Origin of the sequence: Pseudomonas sp. TH15 (assembly GCF_016651105.1) — a bacterium.
GTDB lineage: Bacteria > Pseudomonadota > Gammaproteobacteria > Pseudomonadales > Pseudomonadaceae > Aquipseudomonas.
The window spans coordinates 1,573,884-1,597,759 of the sequence record NZ_JAEKEL010000001.1 but is presented as its reverse complement, the minus strand read 5'-3'; the positions used below and the strand labels follow the sequence as shown (position 1 = coordinate 1,597,759).

The following is a 23,876-nucleotide window of genomic DNA, read 5'->3' as shown; positions in this document are numbered from 1 at the left end:
TATAGCGTAAACATGACGGGAATGACCCAGACCTATTTGCCGCACAGCGTTGAGGATCAAAAGATCGCAGCCTTCGTCAGCTCCTGCAGGAAGTTGCATTCCAAATGCAGGAGCTCCCGAAGGCTGCGATCTTTTAAGTCTTCAGACTCGATCGATACTTTTGGGCAAACGCTGCTCAATGACTTGATACAGCGCACTGCTCTCAGGCCAGTTACGCATAAACCGCGCCCGATCCCGCGCATACGCCGGGGCAAAGCTGCCCGGCGAGCCGTGCTGACACATCGAATCGAGGTCGATCAGCGCCCAGCGATCCTGCTGCCAGAACAGGTTATGGCCCTTGAAATCGCCATGGCTGATTCGCTCGCGAATCAACTCTGCAAACAGATGATCCAGCGCCAGCAGCTCGGCTTCCGGCGCGGCGCCGCTCTCAACGTAGGGCGCAAATCGCTCGATGATGTCCGGCCCCGGCAAATACTCGGTCACCAGGTACGCCCGGCTGCGCAACCAGAGAAAACGCTTCTCCAGCAACGCCAAGGGTTTGGGTGTGGCAATGCCGAGGAACGCCAGCCGATTGCCTTCACGCCAGGAATGCCAGGCACGGCTCGGGCGCCAGAAGCGTTTGAGCCAATGGGCAAAGCCCTTGATGTTGTAGCGCTTGATCACCAGCGTGCGCCCGGCCACGTCGACCTTGCCAACACTCGCCGCGCCGCCGGTTTTGTACAAGTGGCCCTGATCGAGCAAAGCATCGGCCTGCTCCAGCACCGGCAGCATCGCCGCTTCTTCCTCGCGGCGAATCGCCCGTAAGCCAAACGCCCCGCGCTGGACGCTGAACAGCGTGCATTCGCGGCCGCACTTGATCAGGAAGTCCTTTAAGCGCCAACGGCGCACTTTGCTGATCTGCTTCTGCAAGGCTTCCATCGGCAAGGCGTGCTCGCCGTTGCTCAACAGGTAATACACCAGCAATTCTTCGGTGAACGGTTCCAGCGACTTCGGCAACTGGGCGAAAAATACGCCGAGATTTTCCAGGACTTTCTGCCGTGACAGCGGTTGGCCAGGGGTTTCGGCGCAGACGCCGCCGCCATCGATCAGGTACAAGCGACCGCGCTGGCGCAACAGGTTGTCCAGATGCAGGTCTTCCTGCCACAGACCCTTGCGATGCATTTGGCCGATCGCGCCCAACGCCTCGGCGAGCACGGCGCCTTGCATGTCCGCCAGCACCGGCAAGTGTTCGACTTTTTTCCAGGTCTCCCCCAAGCTCTCGGCGCCTTCGAGGAAATCGAACAGCAGCCAGCCGCCCTCGCCGTCCTTCAGGCCATCCGCCAGCAATTGCGGCGTGGTCAGGCCCTGATCAGCGAGTAAACGCACGCCATCGCGTTCACGCTGAAAATGCCGCGCCGCTTTGCTGCCAACCAGCAACTTGGCCAGCACCGGACGGCCACGCCAGACACCGGCACCGACGTAACGTTGGCCCGGCAACACCCGGAGCAAACTCAACAGTTGCAACTCGGCGGGCCCGGCGGCATCGGCCAAAGGGATGTTCAACGGCAGGCTCGGGCTGCGGCCGGCGTTCTTTAGTTCGGACAAACGCATCAACGCGTCTCCTTGTGACTACGGCGCGCGGTCAATCGCGAGACCCAGTTGCCCACCAGAGAACTGTCACTCGACTGATCCACATAGCTGGCCAATAACGCGCGCAAATGACGTTCGTCCCACTCCGGCGCCCGGCGCAGCAACGGTTCCAGATCCTTGATCCGGTCACGCTGACCGAACAGCAAGGGCCGGGTCTTTTCCAGGTCAATCAACTGCGCCCGGTAACCGTCGCCGGTGGCCTGCAAGAAAATGTGCTTGGGGTAGAAGCAACCGTGAACCTGGCGCACACCATGCAGGCGCCGCGCCAGTTGCCCGCAGGCGTGCAGGATCGCCGAGTGCTGCACGTCGCTCAGATCTGACCAGCGCTGCAACAGCGAATCCAGGTCATCCCAACCATCCAGGGCGCGGGTCAGCAGAATCGCCCGGACTTCGCCGCCGACCTTACGCTCACCGAAAAACGCGGCTTGCAGTGCCGGGATGCCCATTTTCTGGTAGCGGGTGATATTGCGAAACTCGCGGGCGAAACTCGGCTCGCCCAACGGTGCGTGTAAGGTCCGGGTCAGGTAGTTGCACTGACGCTTGAGGTAAAAGCCCTGCCCTTCCAGATCCAGCCGATACACGCTGCTCCAGCCGCCGCGAGTGGTGTTGGGTTCATCCACCGCATCGAGCTGCTTGGCCCAGAGGGCGTCGAAGGTGCCGAGGCCGTGGCGCTCAAGCAGCGCACGGTCTTCAGCGGCCAGAAAATCGGTCATTCGCGTCCCTCGAAAAATCTCACCACGTGCCGGATCCGTTTTTTGTCGGCCGCGTCAAGCCGGGTCCGTTGGCGGTATTGCAGGTAGAAGCGCAGGCGCTGGGTGGCCGACAGGTGATACTTGGCCACCTTGTCGAGACAGGCCAGGTCCTTGGTGATTCGGTACTTGAGCCAGAAACCACGCCAGAAATCGCCATTCGGGCAATCGATCAGGAACAGCTTGGCGTCATCGTCGATCAGTAGGTTGCGCCACTTCAAATCGTTATGGGTGAAGCGGTTGTCGTGCATGGTCCGGGTGTATCCCGCCAACTGCCGACTGACGTGATCGACCCAGGCACGGTCTGCCAGTTTCGGGTCATGCCGATCAGCCAGCGCCGACAAGTCTTCGGTGCGCGGCAACTCGCGGGTGATCATCGCCCCACGGTCGTAGGCCGCACCGCGACGTTCCAGGCCCCAGGCCACCACTTCGGCGGTAGGGATGCCCCACTTGGCGAAGCGCTTGAGGTTCTGCCATTCGGCTTTCACCCGAGGCTTGCCCAGATAACGGCGCAGGCCTTTGCCGGCACCGACGTAACGTTTGACGTAATAGTTCACGCCGTTGCGGTTGACGCGGATGACCTCGGATAACGGATCGTGGGTCAGTTGCTCGCCCTGGAGGTTAAACACTGCTTCGAGGCTACCAAAGTCTTCACTCAGCTCGCTATACGCAGGTTCCAGTGTCCAACCCGACATTAGAGCGCGTCCCCGTATCGCTGTTTACGGTCGTAGAGTTTGTTGGCCTTGCCTTCGAGCCACGAGAGCAACGCAGCTTCCTCGGCAAGAATCTGACGCAAGGGCTGCTGGAAGTAGCCCTTGAGGAAACGCAGTTTGTCGCGCTGGGTCAGGCCGATATCTAGGGCCGAAAAGTACAGCGCAGCCAGATCCTTGTTGCGCCAGCGCTGAGTGATCGCCGGGCGGGTCTGGGCCCGATGCAGGTCGATCACCGAGAGTTTGAAGTCGTCAGCGGTCACCGGTTTGTCGGTGTGCAGCAGGAAATGGCAGATGTAGCAGTCGCGGTGGTTGACCCCGGCGCGGTGCATCATGCCGGTCATGCGCGCGACTTCAGCGATCAGTGCACGTTTGAGCTTCGGCTCCGGCGGGTTCTTGACCCAGTCGATACTGAAGTCTTCGAGGCTGACGGTCGGCGCCAGTTCTTCGGTAACGATGAACGAATGCTGGTCCGCCGGGTTGCTGCCCTTCTCGCCGTAAGCCACGGCGGTCATGGTCGGCACGCCGACGTCTTGCAGGCGCTGGATGGCTTTCCACTCCTGGCCCGCGCCGAGCACCGGCAGCTTGGCAGTGAGCAGGTTCTTGAAAATCTCGCCCCAGCCGATGCCACGGTGGATCTTCACGAAAAACCCGTTGCCGTTCACTTCAGTGCGCAGGGTCCGGCGCGCTTCGAGCTCGCGGTACACCTCGCCCTGCAAGCCCTCGACTTCGGCGAACGGGTCGCGTCCGGCCCACAGGCTCTTGAACGGTTCAGCCAGCATCAACTTCATTAAGCGTGCTCCGCCAGAATCACATCGGCCGCGTGCTGCGGCATGCTATAGAGGTCGGCCGTCTCGGCGAAGGCCAGACCGTTGCGGCTCCAGGCCGCCCGTGCTTGAGCATCATTCAACATGTCAGTCAGGTACTGCGTGAGCTGCGCCTGATCGAAGGGTTCGTCCAGCACCCGGCCGGCGTCGGCCTCGGCAATGTAATGGGCGTAACCACAGACCGCGCTCACCAGCACCGGCAACCCGGCCACCACAGCTTCAAGCAGCACCGTGCCGGTGTTTTCGTTGTACGCCGGGTGGATCAACAGGTCGGCACCGAGCAGGAAACGCGGGATATCGCTGCGGCCCTTGAGGAACGAAACGTTGTCGCCGAGCCCCAATGTGGCGCTCTGCATCTGGAATAACTTGGGGTCGTCCTGGCCAATTACAAACAGCCGGGTGCGTTTCTTCAGATCGGCGGGCAATGCTGCCAACGCCTTGAGGCTGCGATCCACACCCTTGGTCTTGAACCCGGAGCCGATCTGCACCAGCAACAAATCGTCATCCTTGAGGTTGAACTCACGACGGAATTCAGCGCGAATTTCAGCCGCATTCGCGGGTGCGCGACGGTCCTGGGAAATGCCCGGCGGCAGCAAATGGAAACGCTCCAGCGGAGTGTCGTAATGCTTGATGAACAGCGGCTGCTGGACTTCGGAAATCATCAACACTTCAGTCTTGGCGTCCTTGGCGAACACCGCGCGCTCGTACTCGGCGAAGTGCCGGTAGCGGCCCCAACGACGGTACAGCGAATTGCGCAGGTTCTGCGCCTTGTCCTCAAAGCAGCCGTCGGCCGCGTAGTAGACGTCCAGGCCCGGCATCTTGTTGAAACCGATCAGGCGGTCCACCGGACGCTTGGCCAGATCGGCCTCCATCCACTCGGTGAGCTTTTCGTTACGTCGATGATTGAAGAACGCCTTGACGGGCGCCACCAGCACTTCGAAACCCGGCGGAACATCACCTTCCCAGATCAGCGTGTAGACGCGGATCTGATGACCTCGCTGCTGACACTCCAGGGCGATGCGCATGAAATCGCGCTGCAAACCGCCAAACGGAAAGTATTTATAAAGGACAAAAGCCAATTGCATCAGCGCAGCTCCTCAGCCAGTAACAACGTGCTCAGTCGGCTGGCGACACGCTGGGGATTCAGACGCGTGAAGCACAGGGGCCACTCGCGCTTCAGGTCAAACTGACGGGCATCATCGGCCGTCGGTTGATAGGTGCATTTCTTTTGCAGGCACGGCGCGCACGGGAAGTCGCTGGCGATGTGAATCTGCGCCTTGCCATAAGCGCCGGTCAGGCCTGGATTGGTCGGGCCGAACAGCGACAGGGTCGGTACGTCCAGCGCCGCGGCCAGATGGCCGAGCCCGGTGTCCACGGCCACGCACGCCTGTGCGCCGGCCAATACTTTGCCGACGCCGGCCAGGTTCAGTTTGGGCAGCACTTCAACATGCCGGAAACCGGCGGCGATGCGCTCGGCACGGGCCTTTTCAATCGGATTGCCCCACGGCAGTTTCACCGCGACGCCAAGGTGACCGACCCGTTCGGCCAGTTCACGCCAGTAATATTCCGGCCAGTGCTTGGTGTCCCAAGTGGTGCCGTGGAGAAATAGCACGTACGGATTCTTGCGCGGCAGTTCCACCATGCGTTCGACGTTCAGGCCGTAATCGCCCAAACCTTTGGGTAAGTCGTAACCCAATGCCAACGCGAACAACTGACGCACTCGCTCGACTGCGTGTTGCCCACGACCCACGGCCAGGCGCCGGGAGTAGAAGCGTGCGGCCATCGGCTCACGGGCGGAGTGCTTGTCCAGCCCAGCCACTGGAGCCTTGACGTAGCGGGTCAGCCAGGCGCTTTTCAGCAAGCCTTGGGCATCGATCACCAAGTCGTATTTAGTGGCGCGGACGCTTTGTTTGAAGCGTTTCCACTCGCCACTTTTGATGGTCTGCCAGATGTTTTTGCGCCAGCGACGGATCGCCACCGGGATCACCTTGCCCACGGCCGGGTGCCAGGTCGGGATCTCGGCGAAGCCTTCTTCCACCACCCAGTCGAACTTGATGCCGGGGATTGCCCGCGCCGCGTCGGTCAACGCTGGCAACGCATGAATCACGTCGCCCAGCGAAGAAGTCTTGATCAACAGAACCCGCAAACTAATTGACCTCGACCACAGTGCCCTGCAACCGCTGCAAGGCTTCGTTCACCGGTTGCGGCATCAACTGGCGCAGGCAGTTGTAATGACCGAAGCGGCAGGTGCGATCGAAGCAGGGACTGCATTCGATGCCCAGGCGCACAATTTCGACGTGCTCGGCCAGCGGCGGGGTGAAGCCCGGCGAGGTCGAGCCGTAGACGGCGACCAGCGGACGGTTCAGCGCCGCAGCAACGTGCATCAGGCCTGAATCGTTGGAGACCACTGCATCGGCGCAGGACATCAAGTCGATAGCTTCGGCCAGCGAGGTGCCTCCGCTGAGGTTCACCGACTCTTCACGCAATCCGGGAATCAGCCGCGCGCGGATGTCTTCGCCGACGGCGTGATCGTTTTTCGAGCCGAACAACCAGACCTGCCAACCTTCGCGAATCTTCGCTTCGGCGACTTTGGCGTAGTGCTCGGACGGCCAGCGCTTGGACTCGCCGAACTCTGCGCCGGGGCACAGCGCCAACACTGGGCGATCCAGCTCGAGACCGAACTTGGCCATCGCCGCCTCGCGGGTGACCGGGTCGATTTGCAGGCTTGGGCGTGGATAGGGTTTCGGCAGATCCGCGCCCGGCTCGTAGGCCAAGGCCATGAAGCGCTCGATCATCAACGGGTAACGTTCTTTATCCAGCGTGCGCACGTCATTGAGCAGGCCGTAGCGGAACTCGCCACGCCAGCCCGTGCGTTTCGGGATACCGGCGAAGAACGGCACCAACGCCGACTTCAGGGAGTTGGGCAGCAGGATTGCCTGGTCGTACTGGCCGGCCAGGGATTTGCCGATGCGGCGACGGGTCGCCAGCTCGAGGGCGCCGTGGCCGAGCGGGAAGCTCAAGGCCTGGCGCACTTCGGGCATACGCTCAAGAATCGGCCGGCTCCACTCGGGGGCCAGCACGTCGATTTCGCATTGCGGGTGGCGTTGCTTGAGACACTGAAACAGTGTCTGCGCCATCACCATGTCACCGACCCAACTGGGCCCAACGATCAGAATTTTCATGTGGTTTCCAAAAACGAACCGGGGAGGCATACGCCTCCCCGCCTCGAGAATTCTACAAACACTGTAGATCTACTGTGGGAGCGAGCCTGCTCGCGATGGGGTCTTCACATTCAACATTATTGTCGCCTGATACTCCGCTATCGCTGGCAAGCCAGCTCCCACAGGGTTTTGCATCCGTTCCAACATCTGCATTTCAGCGCAGATCTATTGTGGGAGCGAGCCTGCTCGCGAAGGGGCCGGCACATCCAAAATCAATGTCGCCTGATACTCCGCTATCGCTGGCAAGCCAGCTTCCACAGGGTTTTGCATCCGTTCCAACATCTGCATTTCAGCGCAGATCACTGTGGGAGCGAGCCTGCTCGCGAAGGGGCCGGCACATCCAAAATCAATGTCGCCTGATACTCCGCTACCGCTGGCAAGCCAGCTCCAACAGGGTTTTGCATACGTTCCAACATCTGCATTTCACCGCAGATCACTGTGGGAGCGGGCTTGCTCGCGAAGGCGTCCTGTCAGCCAACATCAATGCCGATTGACACTCCGCATTCGCGAGCAAGCCCACTCCCACAGGGTTTGGCATCCATTCCAACATCTGCATTTCACCGCAGATCACTGTGGGAGCGAGCCTGCTCGCGAAGGGGCCGACACATCCAAAATCAATGTCGCCTGATACTCCGCTAACGCTGGCAAGCCAGCTCCCACAGGGTTTTGCATACGTTCCAACATCTGCATTTCAGCGCAGATCACTGTGAGAGCGGGCTTGCCCGCGATGGGGCCGGCACATCCAAAATCAATGTCGCCTGATACTCCGCTATCGCTGGCAAGCCAGCTCCCACAGGGTTTTGCATCCGTTCCAACATCTGCATTTCACCGCAGATCTACTGTGGGAGCGGGCTTGCTCGCGAAAGGGCCAGCACATCCAGCATCAGTGGTGACTGACACTCCGCTTTCGCGAGCAAGCCCGCTCCCACATTTTAATCTCGCCGCTTCAACTACCGAGTTTCAGCTTAGCCCCAGCTCGCGCCAGATCCGCAACACCTGCCGCCGTTCGTCCACGAACTGATCGCCCGGTATCACCCCGGCGTCCTTCTGCAAGGCCTGCCGGTGTGCGGCGGAGCGGTAGGCTTTATAGGCCTCGCGCAGCAGGCTGGCGTCTTCGGCGGGCATCAGCCCTTCCTGCTCCAACCCTTCCAGAATGCGGATGTTATCGGTCCAGCGCAGCAATGACGGGTGCTGTTCGGACCACGCCAGGGTCGCGTATTGCACCATAAATTCAATATCGACGATACCTCCGGCGTCCTGCTTGAGATCGAACGGCGCCGTGGCTTCGAAGGCATTTGCCGCGGTACCGGCGGCGGTGCTCTTGCTGCCGAGGTTATCGCGCATCTTGGCGCGCATCTCGCTGACCTCCTGACGCAAGGTCGGCAAATCCCGGGCCTTGCCCAAAATCGCCGCGCGAACCTTCTCGAACGCCTGGCCGACATCCTGACTGCCCACCAGCACCCGCGCCCGCACCAACGCCTGATGTTCCCAGGTCCAGGCTTCGTTTTCCTGGTAGCGGGCAAACGCCCCCAGGGAACTCACCAGCAACCCGGATGCACCGGACGGTCGCAGCCGCATGTCGACTTCATACAACTGACCGGAGTTGGTCTGCGCCGTCAGCAAGTGAATGATCCGCTGCCCCAACCGGGTGAAGAACTGCGCACCGTCGATCGGTTTCGCCCCGTCGGTTTCCGCTTGCGGATCGCCGTCATGAATAAACACCAGGTCCAGGTCCGAACCATGCCCCAATTCCAGGCCGCCGACCTTCCCATAACCGACAATCACGAAGCCGGGATCGCACAACGTACCGTCGGTACGCAGCGGCGTGCCGTATTTGGCCACCGTTTGACGCCAGGCCAGGGCCAGCACTTGTTCGAGGATCGCCTCGGCGAGCCAGGTCAGGTAATCGCTGACCTTCATCAACGGCAGGCTGCCGGCGATTTCCGAGGCCGCAACCCGCAAGCGGTGCGCCAGTTTGAAATGGCGCAGGGCTTCCATTTGTTGTTCGAGGTCGTCCTCGGGAATCCGCGTCAGGCGCTCGCGCAATTCAGCGGCCAGTTCCGGCGCCAGCGGCGGCTTGAACAGTCGGCCTTCGTTGAGCAATTCATCGAGCAACAACGGGAAGCGGGTGATCTGCTCGGCAATCCACGGGCTCGCAGCGCACAAGGTCAGCAAGCGACGCAGGGCGCCGGGGTTTTCCGTCAGCAACACTAAATAAGCCGAACGCCGGGCCACGGCCTCAACCAGTGGCAGCACTCGCTCCAGCACCAGATCAGGATTGGCGTGCTCCACGGCCTGGGCCAGCAAGCGCGGAATAAAGGCATCGAGGCGCTCGCGACCCAAACGCTGCATGGCCCGCAATTGCGGACTGCTGCGCAGGCTGGCCAAGGTTTTCAGAGCCTTGGAAGCATCGGCAAAACCACCCTCTTCCAACTGCCGGCAAGCGGCCTCTTCGTCCTGGGACTCTTCCCACAACGGCAGCCACTCACCCCCGACCACCACTTCGGCTTCAGCGCCTTCCTCTTCGTCAGGATCGGCAATCACCTGAGCGAAGTGCCACGCCACCCGACCACGCCAATACATCAGCCGCTCATGAAATGCCGGCCAATCGGCAAAGCCGAGCATGAAGGCGATCCGCGCCTGATCCTGTGCGCCATCCGGCAGCATCTGGGTCTGGCGGTCGGCAATCGCCTGGATTGCGTGTTCGGTGTAACGCAAGAATTCGTAGCCGTTACGCAACTCACTGATCACAGGTTCCGGCAGGTAACCCTGCCCTTCCAGCGTGCTCAGTACTTTTAATAGCGGACGTTGTTGCAGGCTCAGGTCGCGACCGCCGTGAATCAACTGGAACGCCTGGGCGATAAACTCCACTTCGCGGATGCCGCCGGAACCAAGCTTGATGTTGTCGGCCATGCCCTTACGCCGGACTTCCTGCTGGATCAGCTGCTTCATGGTGCGCAGCGCTTCGATGGCCGAGAAGTCCAGGTAACGCCGGTAAACGAACGGTCGCAGCATGTCGAGCAACTGCGCGCCGGCCACTTGATCGCCGGCCACCACCCGGGCCTTGATCATGGCGTAGCGTTCCCAGTCACGCCCCTGATCCTGGTAATACTGTTCGAGCGCGTTGAAGCTCAAGACCAACGCGCCAGCCGAGCCGTAAGGGCGCAGGCGCATGTCGACGCGGAACACGAAGCCGTCAACGGTCATCGGGTCCAGCGCCTTGATCAACCGCTGACCGAGGCGAATGAAAAACTCCTGGTTATCCAGCGAGCGCTTCACCCCGACGGTTTCGCCGCCCTCGGGGTAAGCGAAGATCAGGTCGATGTCTGACGAGAGGTTCAGCTCGACCGCGCCGAGCTTGCCCATGCCGAGAATGACCATGTGCTGCGGCTCGCCACTGCGCCGGCCCGTGGGCACGCCGAATTGCTGGCAATGCCGCGAGTACAACCACTGATAGGCCTGATCGATGCTCGCATCGGCCATGTCCGAGAGGTCGCGGCAGGTCTGGATCAAATCTGCCTGGCGGGTCAGGTCGCGCCAGATGATGCGCACTTGCTGGCGGGTGCGCTGGCGGCGCAGGGCGCGGCCGAGTTCGTCTTCGGTTTGCGCCGCATTCACTGCCGCCGCGATCTGCGCGCACAGCTCACCGGGGGCGAAGCTGCGATCCAGTTCGCCGGACTGCACCAGCGCCAGCAACATCAAAGGGTCACGAATGCTCTGTTCAATCACGAAGTCGCTGGCGCCGACGACGCGGGCCAATTGCGCCCAGCGTTCAGGCGTCCAGGCAGACAGGCCATGATCGTCTTCTAATAAAGCGACGGACGCACGGAACGACTGTTCGGCACGGGTGACCAATGGCTCAAGAATGGCGGGCAGTTCGGCAAGCGAAGGCAGGGTCATGGTCTATCCTTGATCGGCGTGTGAAGGGGCTCATGTAGTGATTCTTGAAAACACGCTACGTGACCGACTGTCGAACAAAGGTTAGAAATAGCTGAAATTTCTTTTATTTTGGCAGCCAACATCAAGCTTTCACCTTTTCTGGTTGGTAAAAGACCAACCTTAACGATTATTCTCACCACGCAGCCGGAGGCCACAAGCCATTCATCTGTAGTTTTACTACTCGTCTATACATTCGAAAGGCTGAAATGCCCGTTGATTTGTAGTAAAACTACACGCCGCCGGAACAACCTCTCGGCAATCCAAGAATTTATATCGTCTGCCCACAAGGCCAGTCGCAAACTCAGGCAACCGATTCTGGAAGCCTTTCCGCCCTGGAGCAAGCCATGCAAGACCTCGATCCCGTCGAAACCCAGGAATGGCTGGACGCCCTGGAATCGGTTCTCGACAAAGAAGGCGAAGACCGCGCTCACTATCTGATGACCCGTATGGGCGAATTGGCAACCCGTAGCGGTTCGCAACTGCCTTACGCCATCACCACGCCATACCGCAACACCATTCCAGTTACCCACGAAGCACGCATGCCTGGCGACCTGTTCATGGAACGCCGCATTCGCTCGTTGGTACGCTGGAACGCGATGGCCATGGTGATGCGCACGAACCTGAAAGATTCTGACCTGGGCGGTCACATCTCCAGCTTCGCTTCCAGTGCAACCCTGTACGACATCGGCTTCAACTACTTCTTCCAGGCCCCGACCGACGAACACGGCGGCGACCTGATCTACTTCCAGGGCCACACCTCGCCAGGCGTTTACGCCCGTGCGTTCATGGAAGGTCGCATCACCGAAGAACAAATGAACAACTTCCGCCAGGAAGTCGACGGTCAGGGCTTGTCGTCCTATCCGCACCCTTGGCTGATGCCTGACTTCTGGCAGTTCCCGACCGTATCCATGGGTCTGGGCCCGATCCAGGCAATCTACCAGGCACGCTTCATGAAGTACCTGGAAGCCCGTGGCTTCATCCCTGAAGGCAAGCAAAAAGTCTGGTGCTTCCTGGGCGACGGCGAGTGCGACGAGCCGGAATCCCTGGGCGCGATCTCGCTGGCTGGCCGCGAGAAGCTCGACAACCTGATCTTCGTCATTAACTGCAACCTGCAGCGCCTTGATGGCCCGGTTCGCGGCAACGGCAAGATCATCCAGGAACTCGAAGGCGTGTTCCGCGGTGCTCAGTGGAACGTGACCAAAGTTATCTGGGGCCGTTTCTGGGACCCACTGCTGGCCAAAGACGTCGACGGTATCCTGCAACGTCGCATGGACGAAGTCATCGACGGCGAGTACCAGAACTACAAAGCCAAAGACGGCGCGTTCGTGCGTGAACACTTCTTCAACTCGCCAGAACTCAAGGCGATGGTTGCTGATCTGTCCGACGACGAGATCTGGAAACTCAACCGTGGCGGCCACGACCCGTACAAGGTCTACGCGGCGTACCACGAAGCGGTCAACCACAAAGAACAACCGACCGTCATCCTGGCCAAGACCATCAAAGGTTATGGCACCGGTGCCGGCGAAGCGAAAAACACTGCGCACAACACCAAGAAAGTCGATGTCGACAGCCTGAAGTTGTTCCGTGATCGTTTCGACATCCCGGTCAAAGACGAAGAGCTGGAAAACCTGCCCTTCTTCAAACCAGAACCAAACAGCGCCGAAGCCCGCTACCTCAGCGAGCGCCGCACTGCATTGGGCGGTTTCGTGCCACAGCGTCGCGCCGAGAGCTTCAGCGTGCCGACACCGTCACTCGATACCCTCAAGGCTATTCTTGACGGCTCGGGCGACCGTGAAATTTCCACCACCATGGCTTTCGTGCGGATCCTCGCGCAATTGGTCAAGGACAAGGAAATCGGTCCGCGCATCGTTCCGATCATCCCGGACGAAGCCCGTACCTTCGGTATGGAAGGCATGTTCCGTCAGTTGGGTATCTACTCGTCCGTCGGCCAGCTCTACGAGCCAGTCGATAAAGACCAGGTGATGTTCTACCGCGAAGACAAGAAGGGCCAGATCCTCGAAGAAGGCATCAACGAAGCGGGCGCCATGAGCTCCTTCATCGCTGCCGGTACTTCGTACTCCAGCCACAACCAGCCAATGCTGCCGTTCTACATCTTCTACTCGATGTTCGGCTTCCAGCGTATCGGCGACCTCGCCTGGGCCGCTGGCGACAGCCGTACCCGTGGCTTCCTGATCGGCGGCACCGCCGGCCGGACCACGCTGAACGGCGAAGGCCTGCAACACGAAGATGGTCACAGCCACATCCTGGCCGGCACCATCCCGAACTGCCGCACCTTTGATCCAACCTACGGCTATGAGCTGGCGGTGATCATCCAGGACGGCATGAAGAAGATGACCGAAGAGCAGCAGGACGTTTTCTACTACATCACCGTGATGAACGAGTCCTACCAGCAGCCAGCCATGCCGGCCGGTGTCGAGGAAGGCATCATCAAGGGCATGTACCTGCTCGAGGAAGACACCCGCGAAGCGGCGCACCACGTTCAGCTGATGGGCTCCGGCACCATCCTGCGTGAAGTCCGTGAAGCGGCGAAGATCCTGCGTGAACAGTTCAACATCGGCGCTGACGTGTGGAGCGTTACCAGCTTCAACGAACTGCGTCGCGATGGCCTGGCCGTAGAACGCACCAACCGTCTGCACCCGGGCCAGAAGCCTAAGCTGAGCTACGTCGAAGAATGCCTGAACGGCCGTAAAGGTCCGGTCATTGCCTCTACCGACTACATGAAGCTGTTCGCTGAACAAATTCGTCAGTGGGTCCCGTCCAAGGAATTCAAAGTCCTGGGCACCGATGGTTTCGGCCGCAGTGACAGCCGTAAGAAGCTGCGTCACTTCTTCGAAGTCGACCGTCATTTCGTGGTGTTGGCAGCCCTGGAAGCCTTGGCTGACCGTGGTGACATCGAACCTAAGGTGGTGGCTGAAGCCATCGTCAAGTTCGGTATCAACCCGGAAAAACGCAACCCACTGGACTGCTGAGGAGACATTCTGTGAGCGAACTCATTCGAGTACCTGACATCGGCAGCGGTGAAGGTGAAGTAATCGAACTATTTGTGAAGGTCGGCGACCGTATCGAAGCCGACCAGAGCATCCTGACGCTTGAGTCGGACAAGGCGAGCATGGAGATTCCTGCCCCGAAGGCCGGCATCGTCAAAAGCCTGAAAGTAAAAATCGGTGATCGCCTGAAAGAAGGCGACGAACTGCTGGAGCTGGAAGTCGAAGGTGCCGCTGCTGCGGCCCCTGCGGCAACCGCTGCCGCTGCGCCGGCCGCCAAAGCTGAAGCAAAACCGGCTGCTGCACCCGCTCCGGCAGCGGCTGCACCGGCCGCTGCTCCAGCCGCTGCAACCACTCAGCAGATTCACGTGCCGGATATCGGTTCGTCGGGCAAGGCCCAGATCATCGAGATCCAGGTCAAAGTCGGCGACACCGTCGCTGCTGATCAGTCGCTGATCACTCTGGAATCCGACAAGGCAAGCATGGAAATCCCATCGCCTGCCGCTGGCGTGGTTGAAAGCATCAGCGTCAAGTTGAACGACGAAGTCGGTACCGGCGACCTGATCCTGGCGTTGAAAGTGGCAGGTGCTGCTGCACCGGCTGCGGCCGCGCCAGCTCAAGCTGCTGCGCCTGCTCCGGCAGCCGCTGCTGCTCCAGCCGCCGCGCCTGCTGCACCGGTTGCCGACACCGTTCAGGACATTCATGTCCCGGACATCGGCTCGTCGGGCAAGGCCAAGATCATCGAAGTACTGGTCAAGGCTGGCGACACCGTCACCGCCGACCAGTCGCTGATCACTCTGGAATCCGACAAGGCGAGCATGGAAATTCCATCGCCTGCCGCTGGCGTGGTGGAAAGCGTTTCCATCAAGCTGGATGACGAAGTCGGTACCGGCGACCTGATCCTGAAATTGAAAGTCAAAGGCGTTGCTCCGGCAGCTGCCCCGGCTCCAGCCGCTGCTGCTCCAAGCGCTCCAGCACCTGCCGCTGCTGCTCCGGCCGCCGCTGCACCTGCTGCCGCTCCAGCCGCCGCACCGGCCAAGCCGGGCGCGAAAGTTCACGCTGGTCCGGCAGTACGCCAACTGGCCCGTGAATTCGGCGTCGAACTGAACGCGGTCAGCCCAAGCGGCCCGCACGGTCGTGTGCTCAAAGAAGACGTGCAGGTTTACGTCAAAGCCATGATGCAGAAGGCCAAGGAAGCACCGGCCGCCGCAGCTGGCGCAACCGGCGGCGCGGGCATCCCGCCGATTCCGGTCGTGGACTTCAGCCGCTTCGGTGAAATCGAAGAAGTGCCGATGACTCGCCTGATGCAAATCGGCGCGTCGAGCCTGCACCGCAGCTGGTTGAACATCCCGCACGTGACTCAGTTCGATTCGGCTGATATCACCGACCTGGAAGCGTTCCGCATCGCGCAGAAAGCCGTTGCAGAGAAGGCTGGCGTCAAGCTGACCATCCTGCCGCTGCTGCTCAAGTCGTGTGCGCACCTGCTCAAGGAACTGCCGGACTTCAACAGTTCGCTGGCACCTAGCGGCAAGGCGATCATCCGCAAGAAGTACGTAAACATCGGCTTCGCGGTCGACACCCCGGATGGCCTTCTGGTACCGGTCATCAAGAACGTCGACCAGAAAAGCCTTCTGCAGCTTGCGGCTGAGGCGGCTGTGCTGGCCGCCAAAGCCCGCGACAAAAAGCTTACCGCTGACGACATGCAAGGCGCCTGCTTCACCATTTCCAGCCTCGGCCACATTGGCGGCACCGGCTTCACGCCGATCGTCAACGCGCCGGAAGTGGCGATCCTCGGTGTTTCCAAGGCAACCATCCAGCCAGTCTGGGACGGCAAAGCCTTCCAGCCGAAGCTGATGCTGCCGCTGTCGTTGTCCTACGATCACCGTGTGATCAACGGCGCCGCTGCTGCACGCTTCACCAAGCGTCTGAGCGACCTGCTGGCGGACATCCGCACCATCTTGCTGTAACACCTGACAGGCCCTCCTTCACCGGAGGGCCTGTCGCGTTCCACGATTTCCGAGCGCCACGCTCGTACCTCAACCCCGCCAATTTGGCGGGGCTTTTTTTGCCTGACATAAACCACTTCATACTTTTCCCACAAACTGCGCTGACATCGGCTACAGCCCGAGTCACCTTAACGCCGATCTTTTTAGTTCATCGACAACTAGTCTTGGCGCAGCAAAGTCAATCAATGGACTTCTCTGCAATCCACTTTTTATTCCACACTCATTCGAATGGATTCGAACATGTTAAAACCAACTATTGGCCCGCTTGTCGGCCATATAACTACTGACCACGCGCGCCTGTTCATCCGCGGTGAAATACAAAAAGACCTTCAAGTATTTGCCGGCGTTCGTTATCGCATCAGCGGATCGCCGCACTGGATTAAAAGCGTATTTGCCAAACTCAGCGAGTCTCGCGACATGTCCGCCGTGATCACACTCAATCACTTGCGCGAAGACACCGAGTACGAATATCAAACCGGCTGGTTCTGCCCGATGAGCCCGGTACACACCGTCGACAGTGTCGCTGAACTGCCGCTGCAATGGCCGCGCGAGATCTATCGCTTGCGCACCCGCTGCAACCAGCCCTTGCAGGCGCGCGCATACATCATCGGTTCCTGTCGCTATCTGCGCCTGACCGCAGGCATCGCGGTATTGCCGCAACTCGGTGACCGGATCTTCGCCTCGATCAGCCAGTTGATCGAAGGCCGGCAGCCGCCTGTCAGTGCATTATTAATGACCGGCGACCAGGTTTATCTGGATGACCTCAACTTGATTGCCCCGGATCGCGAATACACAGACATGCTCGCGAAATATCGCGCCGCCTTTTCTCAACCCAATATAAAACGACTGATGTCGAGCACGTCGACTTATATGATTCTTGATGATCATGAAATCGAAGACAATTGGCCCGCCCATGCCGAAGCAGGCGACAACACGCTATATAACAACGCGATCAAAGCTTATGAGCTGTATCAAGCCAGCCATAGTCCGGCCTTTTCTTTGACAACTAACGGCCAAGTGGATCACGCCACACTGAAGCACTACTGGTATCAATTCAGCGACGGCGATCTGGAATGGTTTGTCACCGACAGCCGCACCCGCCGCACGCTGTCCGCCGATGATCGGCGCATTCTCGACGAAGAACAGGAACAGGTCCTGCTTAAATGGCTGGTCAACAGCCCGGCGCGGGTCAAGTTTGTGGTCACCAGCGTGATGTTCTACCCCGACCGCAAAAGTCATGGCGACGATGCCTGGAAGGCCTTCCCGGAACAGCGCCTGCGACTGCTGGAAACTATTCGTACGCATCGCATCAAGAACGTCATTTTCGTTTCCGGCGATGTGCATGGTTCCCTGACCAGCCGCCTGACCCACAGCGAAGACCTCGACTTCGACATTCACACCATCGTTTCTTCGCCCCTGTGCAACAGCAAGCTGCTGCCGTATGCCAGCGAGTCGACCTTCATCCTCGATCAGCCACTGGCGCAAACGGCGGCTGGGGACTATCGGCATGAACTGACGAGTAAGGTGGTGAGCCAGGACAATTTTGCGCATGTGGTGGTTGAGGCACAGCAGATTCGCGTGAATTATCACGACCGGGACGGCGACCTTTTGCAGACGATCGACATTCCATTGCGTTAAGCGAAATCCTGTGGCGAGCGAGCTTTCTCGCGCAGGGCTGCGCAGCGGCCCCAAAGTTTTTGTGAGCGCTACGCACTCAAGCGCGAGCAAGCTCGCTCGCCACAGGACAGTGCTCAACTCAGAAACTTTCAATCCAGACCATTACTTTTGGCCGTCCACTGGAGAAATCCATCCTCCTGCCGACATATTCTTATAGCACTTGGCCTTCATCTCTCTTGTCAGTCGGTGCCGCAATGATGCAACCTTGCCGCAGGCAACAGTAAAGAGGGCGAGAGCCCGGCGCGATCAGCATATTCGAAGCGAGTTTCCCCCAATGAAAAGCCAACCCGATGCCGCCAGCCGTATGGTGGCCGAGGTAGTGACGCAGTTGCCTGTGCCCTCGCGGCTCGGCATGCTGCGTTTCGAACGGCTGAATGAAGCAAGCTGGGCGCTGCTGTTTCTTGATCCCAATTGCGAACGACAGTTCGGCCTGCCGGCCGTGGAGCTCTGCGCACTGGTCGGTTCGCCCTACGCCAGCCTGATGGAGCCCGAAGCGCGCTATCAACTGCATGACGCAATCCAGCTGCAACTCGCCGACAGCCCGCATTACCTGATCCGCTACACACTGCATACCGCCGCAGGCACCTTGAGCCTGCTGGAACTGGGCGAAGCCTACAAACAACACAATCGACACCTACTGCGCGGCTACTTGCTGGTGGTAGACGGCCTGTTCGAGGGCGAGCCGCTACTGCCGGCCCTGGACCTGGAAACCCAGAACTCGCGCCTGCAAATCGCCCTGGAACTCAACCAGCGTGCCCAACAGGAACAACTGCAGCATCTGGACCGGGTACGTGCCCAGCAAGACTTGATCCTGCTGCTGACCCGTCAGCGCTACAGCTCCGGCAATTCCCTGCAAGAAGCCGCCGAACTGATCACCCGCTGCGCCTGCGACATCTACGAAATCGACTGCGCCAGCCTGTGGAACCTCGAGGGTTCGACGCTGGTGCCGATCTCGGCTTATCACCGCGCCACTCAGGAATACCTGATGCCGGAGCCGATCGACGCAAGCAGTTTTCCGGACTATCTGGAAGCCCTGCACACCAGTCGCGCCATCGATGCCCATAACGCGATCCGTGACCCGCGTACCCGGCACATGGCTGAAAGCCTGCGCCCGCGGGACGTCAACGCCATGCTCGACGCCAGTATTCGCGTCGATGGCCAAGTGGTCGGCGTGTTGTGCCTGGAGCAGACCGGTGCGACCCGCGCCTGGCAATCAGACGAAATCGCCTTTGCCGGTGAACTGGCGGATCAGTTCGCCCAAGTCATCAACAACCACAACCGCCGCACCGCCACCAGCGCCCTGCACCTGTTCCAGCGCGCAGTGGAACAAAGTGCCAACGCCTTTTTGCTGGTCAATTGCGACGGCGTGGTCGAATACGTCAACCCAAGCTTTACCGCGATCACTCAGTACAGCACCGAAGAAGTCCACGGCCAGCGGCTGTCGGAACTGCCGGCGCTGGAAAACCTCAGCGAACTGCTGTTCGACGCGCCCTCAGCACTGGCCAAGAGCAACAGTTGGCAGGGCGAGTTCAAGAGCCGCCGCAAAAACCTCGAACCCTACTGGGGCCAGTTGTCGATCTCCAAGGTTTACGGCGACAACCGCGAGCTGACGCATTACATCGGCATCTACGAAGACATCACCCAAACCAAGCTCGCCCAGCAACGCATCGAGCGCCTGGCCTACACCGACAACCTGACCAACCTCGGCAACCGCCCGGCGTTTATCCGCAACCTGGACGAACGTTTCGCCCGAGACAGCGATACACCGATCAGCCTGTTGCTGGTGGACATCGACAACTTCAAGCGGATCAACGACAGCCTCGGCCACCAGACCGGCGACAAATTGCTGATCAGCCTGGCCCGACGCCTGCGCAATAGCCTGAGCCCGAGCGGCAGCCTGGCGCGCTTCGCCAGTAACGAATTCGCGGTGCTGCTGGACAACACCGACCTCTCGGCCGGCCAGCAAGTCGCCAACCAGTTGCTGGCGACCCTCGACAAGCCGATGTTCGTCGACAACCAGCTAATTAGCGTCACCGGCTCCGTGGGCCTGGCCTGCGCGCCGCTGCACGGTCGCGACCCGCAGACGCTGATGCGCAACGCCGGCCTCGCCTTGCACAAGGCCAAGGCCAACGGCAAACATCAGGTTCAGGTGTTCACCGAAGCGCTGAACGCCGAGGCCAGCTACAAGCTGTTCGTCGAGAACAACCTGCGTCGCGCCCTGACCCAGAACGAACTGGACGTGTTCTACCAGCCCAAGCTGTGCCTGCGCAGCGGTCGTTTGCTGGGGATGGAAGCCTTGCTGCGCTGGAACCATCCGGAAAAAGGCATGATCCGCCCGGACCAGTTCATCAGCGTCGCTGAAGAGACCGGCCTGATCATTCCAATCGGCAAATGGATCGCCCGTCAGGCCTGCCGCATGAGCAAGGAACTGACCGCCGCCGGCCTGGGCAATCTTCAGGTGGCGATCAACCTGTCGCCCAAGCAGTTTTCCGACCCGGACCTGGTGGCGTCCATCGCCAGCATCCTCAAGGAAGAAGCGCTGCCGTCGAACCTGCTGGAGCTTGAGCTAACGGAGGGCCTGCTGCTGGAAGCCACCGAAGACACGCACTTGCAACTTGACCAGCTCAAGCGCCTGGGCCTGACCCTGGCCATGGACGACTTCGGCACCGGTTACTCATCGCTCAGCTACTTGAAAAAATTCCCGATCGACATCATTAAGATCGATCGAAGCTTCATCCACGAAATCCCGGACAACCAGGACGACATGGAAATCACCTCCGCAGTGATCGCCATGGCCCACAACCTGAAACTCAAGGTCGTGGCGGAAGGCATCGAGACCGCCGAGCAGTTGGCCTTCCTGCGCCGCCACCGTTGCGACGTCGGCCAGGGCTACCTGTTCGACCGCCCTATCCCGGGTTCCGAGCTGATCGAGAAGCTCAAACGCTATCCGCGCGGCCCGCTCTGCCTCTAAATCCCACCTGTCGAAGATCCCCTGTGGGAGCGAGCCTGCTCGCGAAGGCGTTATAACCGCCGACATCATCGTCGCCTGACACACCGCTTTCGCGAGCAGGTCGAGTCGTCGCACCGTCGCTCCCAGATTTGAATAGTGCGCAACCGGAAATCATTGGGCACACTGGCGGTCTGACTACTTACACACTCTGACTGAGGGGACTGATGATGGTCTTGCGCTCGGAAATTCTGGTGAACAAAAACGTGCTCCCGACTAAAGAACAAGCTCTGCCTGGCCGTGAAACCCCAATGAACTTGCCGGAAAAACACTTCGTCCACGACTCCCCGCTGCTGGGCCCGTTCGTGACCGACGTGGATTTCGCGATCTTCGGCCTGGGCTGCTTCTGGGGCGCGGAACGCAAATTCTGGCAGCGCGAGGGCGTGGTCAGTACGGTGGTGGGTTACGCCGGCGGCTTTACGCCGAACCCCACGTATGAAGAAGTCTGCTCTGGCCTGACCGGCCACAGCGAAGTGGTACTGGTGGTCTACGAGCCGGCAAAAGTCAGCTACGAAGCGCTGCTGAAGATGTTCTGGGAACTGCACAACCCGACCCAGGGCATGCGCCAGGGCAACGACATCGGCACTCAGTACCGCTCGGTGATCTACGCCACCAACCCGGATCAGCTCGCCGCCGCCAAACACAGCGCGCAAGTGTTCCAGGTTGAACTGACCAAGGCTGGCAAAGGCACCATCACCACCGAAATCGACGAAGCCCCAACGGTCTACTTCGCCGAGGCGTATCACCAGCAGTACCTGGCCAAGAATCCTGAAGGGTATTGCGGGATTGGCGGTACAGGCGTGACTTGCCCGATCTGATATCAGATCGCCGAAAGCTTCGCGAGCAAGCCCGCTCCCACATTGGATCTACGCCTGACCACACTCTTGTGATCGACATAAATCTACTGTGGGAGCGGGCTTGCTCGCGAAGGCGTCCTCTCAGACGCCATTAATCCTGCTGATCAACTCTCAGCAATCAACCAATCCATCTGCCACCCACCCTGGGTCTGCCCAAGCTTCTTGGACAACCACGGCAGCAACTCCCGCAATTCCTCTTCCAGACCCCACGGCGGATTCGCAATCGCCAACCCCGAGCCGTTCAGGCTGTTCGGCGTATCCAGTGGATGCACCAACAACTCCACCCGCAACAACTTCGGCGCGCCCGAGCCGGCCAGGTCCTGATAGAAACGACGCAACATGCGTTGGTCCTTCACCGGGTACCAAATCGCCGCCACGGTCTGGCGCATCCGCCCAATCGCCTCTTTCAACGACGCCGCACAGCGCTGCATCTCATCGAGCTGCTCGAACGGCGGATCAATCAACATCACCGCCCGCTTCTCCTGCACCGGCAACATCGCGCGCGGCACATGCCAGCCTTCGCCCAGGTGAACCTTCACCCGACGATCACCGGCCATATTGTCCTTGAGCAACAAACCGTCTTCAGGGTGCTTCTCATTGAGCATCACCCGATCCTGCCGCCGCGTCAGGCGCCGCGCCAACTCCGGCGACCCCGGGTAATAGCGCAACTGGCCATCCGGGTTCATGTCGTGCAGCACCTTCATGTAATCGGCGGTCAGTTCCGGCAGATCCGGCTGATCCCACAACCGCGCGATCCCTTCCAGGTACTCACCGGTACGGCTCGCCTGATCACCCTGCAGGTCATACAGACCAATACCGGCGTGAGTGTCGAGATAGGCAAACGGCTGCTCCTTGCGCGACATCAAGGCGATGAGGCGGGTCAAAGTCAGGTGTTTGAACACATCGGCGTGATTGCCGGCATGGAAGGCGTGACGATAATTCATGATTGCTCCTGCGAAGGCCGGAAAGTTTACCTTGTACGGCGGCGAACGTCAGGAGTTCACGGCTGAGCGGACAAAAGCCTGCCCTCACCCTAGCCCTCTCCCAGAGGTAGAGGGGACTGATTGTGGTGGTCTCGCGGCTTACATCGACCTGAAAGATCAACGCGATCTCAGGCCTGGCCAATCGAAGATCACCGCAGGCATCGCACGTCGGCGTACCTCACCCAGCCGACTCGGTCAGTCCCCTCTCCCTCCGGGAGAGGGTTAGGGTGAGGGCGTGGCTGTACGCAGTTACACTGGCTCGACTCGACCGACAGGACGTCAAAACCCATGCGTTACCTCATCATCTTCTTACTCTGCCTGGTCAGTTCAGCCCTCGCCCTCAGCGACGAAACGCATACTGAGCAAGCCCGCCAAACACTCAAGAACTATGGCCTGAGCCACTGCATCCTGAAGTCATTCAATGAAGATTCGGCACTGAAAAAAGACATCGAACTCTCCGCCGGCACCTACTCATTCATGGGCAGAGGCCTGCACACCGTCCTGCAAAACGAAGACACGCTGCAGGTGCTGCACGATCCCTATAAAGACACCAGAAACCATGTATCCAAGGCGTTTAACCTGACCGCTGCCAACAGCAAATACTCGGATGAAAAAATGGTCTTCCATGCTTGCCTGCAGGTTTACAACTCAGAGGCGTTCGACCGTTTCATCCGGACTCAGGATGCTTACATCGTTGTTGATTGACCCTTTTTGAGAGTCAAAAGATCGCAGCCTTCGGCAGCTCCTACAGAGCCGTACACCGAACCCATGTAGGAGCTGCAGCAGGCTGCGATCTTTTGATCTTGAGCCGCGTCAGGATGGCATGCCGCCCATCCTCCGCCCAATCACATCCAGCACATCACACCCATCGCGCAACGGAATGGCGCAGAGCAAGGCAAAATCGCTAAGGATGAAGGACTCACAGTCAATCGAACCGCGCATGGAAAGGTTCTCAAGCACCTGAGTGACCGCGCGAATTCGGTAGCTGGCAGCGTCATATAAAACATCAATCGGGGCGTGGGTGTCGACGAACAGGGTGGGCATTTCACAGCAATTGCTGGTGAGTGCCATGTAGCGGGCGTCGGGGTGGGGGATTGGTTTTTCGTAGGGTGGATCGGGGTGAAGAGTTTTCATTTTTCATACTCGTGAGCAGTAAATATGAACTGCCAACCGTCCTCCTACAGACTTGGGTGGCAGCCGTACGCGGGAGTAGGAAACCGAGTGCTCACGAACCTCAGCCACGCCGAAGCGTGTCCCGCGCACAGC

General features: G+C 59.8%; 16 protein-coding genes. 6 read left to right on the top strand and 10 right to left on the bottom strand.

The window, feature by feature from the left end; translation table 11 throughout:
* Window positions 1-141 precede the first annotated feature (141 nt).
* The 8 genes from JFT87_RS07210 to glnE all read right to left on the bottom strand — a co-directional run bounded on the left by JFT87_RS07210 (window position 142) and on the right by glnE (window position 11,036).
* The gene (locus JFT87_RS07210) at window positions 142-1,590 is read right to left on the bottom strand and encodes a lipopolysaccharide kinase InaA family protein (protein WP_201200043.1); all 1,449 of its coding nucleotides are present in this window, start codon (window positions 1,588-1,590) and stop codon (window positions 142-144) included.
* Window positions 1,590-2,342 carry a lipopolysaccharide kinase InaA family protein gene (locus JFT87_RS07205; RefSeq protein WP_201200041.1) on the bottom strand — a complete coding sequence of 251 codons (753 nt, stop codon included), beginning with the start codon at window positions 2,340-2,342 and terminating at the stop codon, window positions 1,590-1,592. Before JFT87_RS07205 ends, JFT87_RS07210 begins: the two co-directional genes overlap by 1 nt.
* Window positions 2,339-3,073, bottom strand: a complete 735-nt coding sequence (locus JFT87_RS07200) for a lipopolysaccharide kinase InaA family protein (RefSeq protein WP_201200039.1) — start codon at window positions 3,071-3,073, stop codon at window positions 2,339-2,341. The genes JFT87_RS07205 and JFT87_RS07200 overlap by 4 nt, the downstream gene beginning before the upstream one ends.
* Window positions 3,073-3,879 carry a lipopolysaccharide core heptose(I) kinase RfaP gene (gene rfaP / locus JFT87_RS07195; RefSeq protein ID WP_201200037.1) on the bottom strand — a complete coding sequence of 269 codons (807 nt, stop codon included), beginning with the start codon at window positions 3,877-3,879 and terminating at the stop codon, window positions 3,073-3,075. The genes JFT87_RS07200 and rfaP overlap by 1 nt, the downstream gene beginning before the upstream one ends.
* On the bottom strand, window positions 3,879-5,000 hold the full coding sequence (locus JFT87_RS07190; RefSeq protein ID WP_201200035.1) for a glycosyltransferase family 4 protein: 1,122 nt from the start codon (window positions 4,998-5,000) through the stop codon (window positions 3,879-3,881). The genes rfaP and JFT87_RS07190 overlap by 1 nt, the downstream gene beginning before the upstream one ends.
* Complete coding sequence (gene waaC / locus JFT87_RS07185; RefSeq protein WP_201200033.1) at window positions 5,000-6,061, bottom strand: lipopolysaccharide heptosyltransferase I; 1,062 nt, start codon at window positions 6,059-6,061, stop codon at window positions 5,000-5,002. The genes JFT87_RS07190 and waaC overlap by 1 nt, the downstream gene beginning before the upstream one ends.
* Before the next feature lies 1 nt (window position 6,062).
* Complete coding sequence (gene waaF / locus JFT87_RS07180) at window positions 6,063-7,097, bottom strand: lipopolysaccharide heptosyltransferase II (RefSeq protein ID WP_201200032.1); 1,035 nt, start codon at window positions 7,095-7,097, stop codon at window positions 6,063-6,065.
* Window positions 7,098-8,096: 999 nt separating this feature from the next.
* Window positions 8,097-11,036: a bifunctional [glutamate--ammonia ligase]-adenylyl-L-tyrosine phosphorylase/[glutamate--ammonia-ligase] adenylyltransferase gene (gene glnE / locus JFT87_RS07175; RefSeq protein WP_201200030.1), complete on the bottom strand. Its 2,940-nt coding sequence runs from the start codon at window positions 11,034-11,036 to the stop codon at window positions 8,097-8,099.
* 383 nt (window positions 11,037-11,419) lie between these two features.
* Here glnE and aceE point away from each other — a divergent pair, with 383 nt between their 5' ends.
* The 5 genes from aceE (at window position 11,420) to msrA (ending at window position 21,588) form a co-directional block, all read left to right on the top strand.
* Window positions 11,420-14,065: a pyruvate dehydrogenase (acetyl-transferring), homodimeric type gene (aceE, locus tag JFT87_RS07170; RefSeq protein WP_201200027.1), complete on the top strand. Its 2,646-nt coding sequence runs from the start codon at window positions 11,420-11,422 to the stop codon at window positions 14,063-14,065.
* 11 nt (window positions 14,066-14,076) lie between these two features.
* Window positions 14,077-16,047, top strand: coding sequence for a dihydrolipoyllysine-residue acetyltransferase (aceF, locus tag JFT87_RS07165; protein ID WP_201200026.1), 1,971 nt, complete (start codon window positions 14,077-14,079; stop codon window positions 16,045-16,047).
* 279 nt (window positions 16,048-16,326) lie between these two features.
* Window positions 16,327-17,724, top strand: coding sequence for an alkaline phosphatase D family protein (locus JFT87_RS07160; RefSeq protein ID WP_201200025.1), 1,398 nt, complete (start codon window positions 16,327-16,329; stop codon window positions 17,722-17,724).
* A 313-nt stretch (window positions 17,725-18,037) separates the two neighbouring features.
* On the top strand, window positions 18,038-20,734 hold the full coding sequence (locus tag JFT87_RS07155; RefSeq protein WP_201200024.1) for a sensor domain-containing phosphodiesterase: 2,697 nt from the start codon (window positions 18,038-18,040) through the stop codon (window positions 20,732-20,734).
* Window positions 20,735-20,940: 206 nt separating this feature from the next.
* Complete coding sequence (msrA, locus tag JFT87_RS07150; protein WP_201205106.1) at window positions 20,941-21,588, top strand: peptide-methionine (S)-S-oxide reductase MsrA; 648 nt, start codon at window positions 20,941-20,943, stop codon at window positions 21,586-21,588.
* Window positions 21,589-21,731: 143 nt separating this feature from the next.
* Here the strand turns inward: msrA and JFT87_RS07145 are convergent, their stop codons facing one another.
* Window positions 21,732-22,571: a 23S rRNA (adenine(2030)-N(6))-methyltransferase RlmJ gene (locus JFT87_RS07145; protein ID WP_201200022.1), complete on the bottom strand. Its 840-nt coding sequence runs from the start codon at window positions 22,569-22,571 to the stop codon at window positions 21,732-21,734.
* A 327-nt stretch (window positions 22,572-22,898) separates the two neighbouring features.
* On the opposite strand from JFT87_RS07145, the gene JFT87_RS07140 reads away from it, so the two are divergent.
* Window positions 22,899-23,315, top strand: a complete 417-nt coding sequence (locus JFT87_RS07140) for a hypothetical protein (protein ID WP_201200020.1) — start codon at window positions 22,899-22,901, stop codon at window positions 23,313-23,315.
* Between the two features lie 108 nt (window positions 23,316-23,423).
* Here JFT87_RS07140 and JFT87_RS07135 read toward each other — a convergent pair whose 3' ends face one another.
* Window positions 23,424-23,744 carry a hypothetical protein gene (locus tag JFT87_RS07135; RefSeq protein ID WP_201200019.1) on the bottom strand — a complete coding sequence of 107 codons (321 nt, stop codon included), beginning with the start codon at window positions 23,742-23,744 and terminating at the stop codon, window positions 23,424-23,426.
* Between the last annotated feature and the right edge of the window lie 132 nt (window positions 23,745-23,876).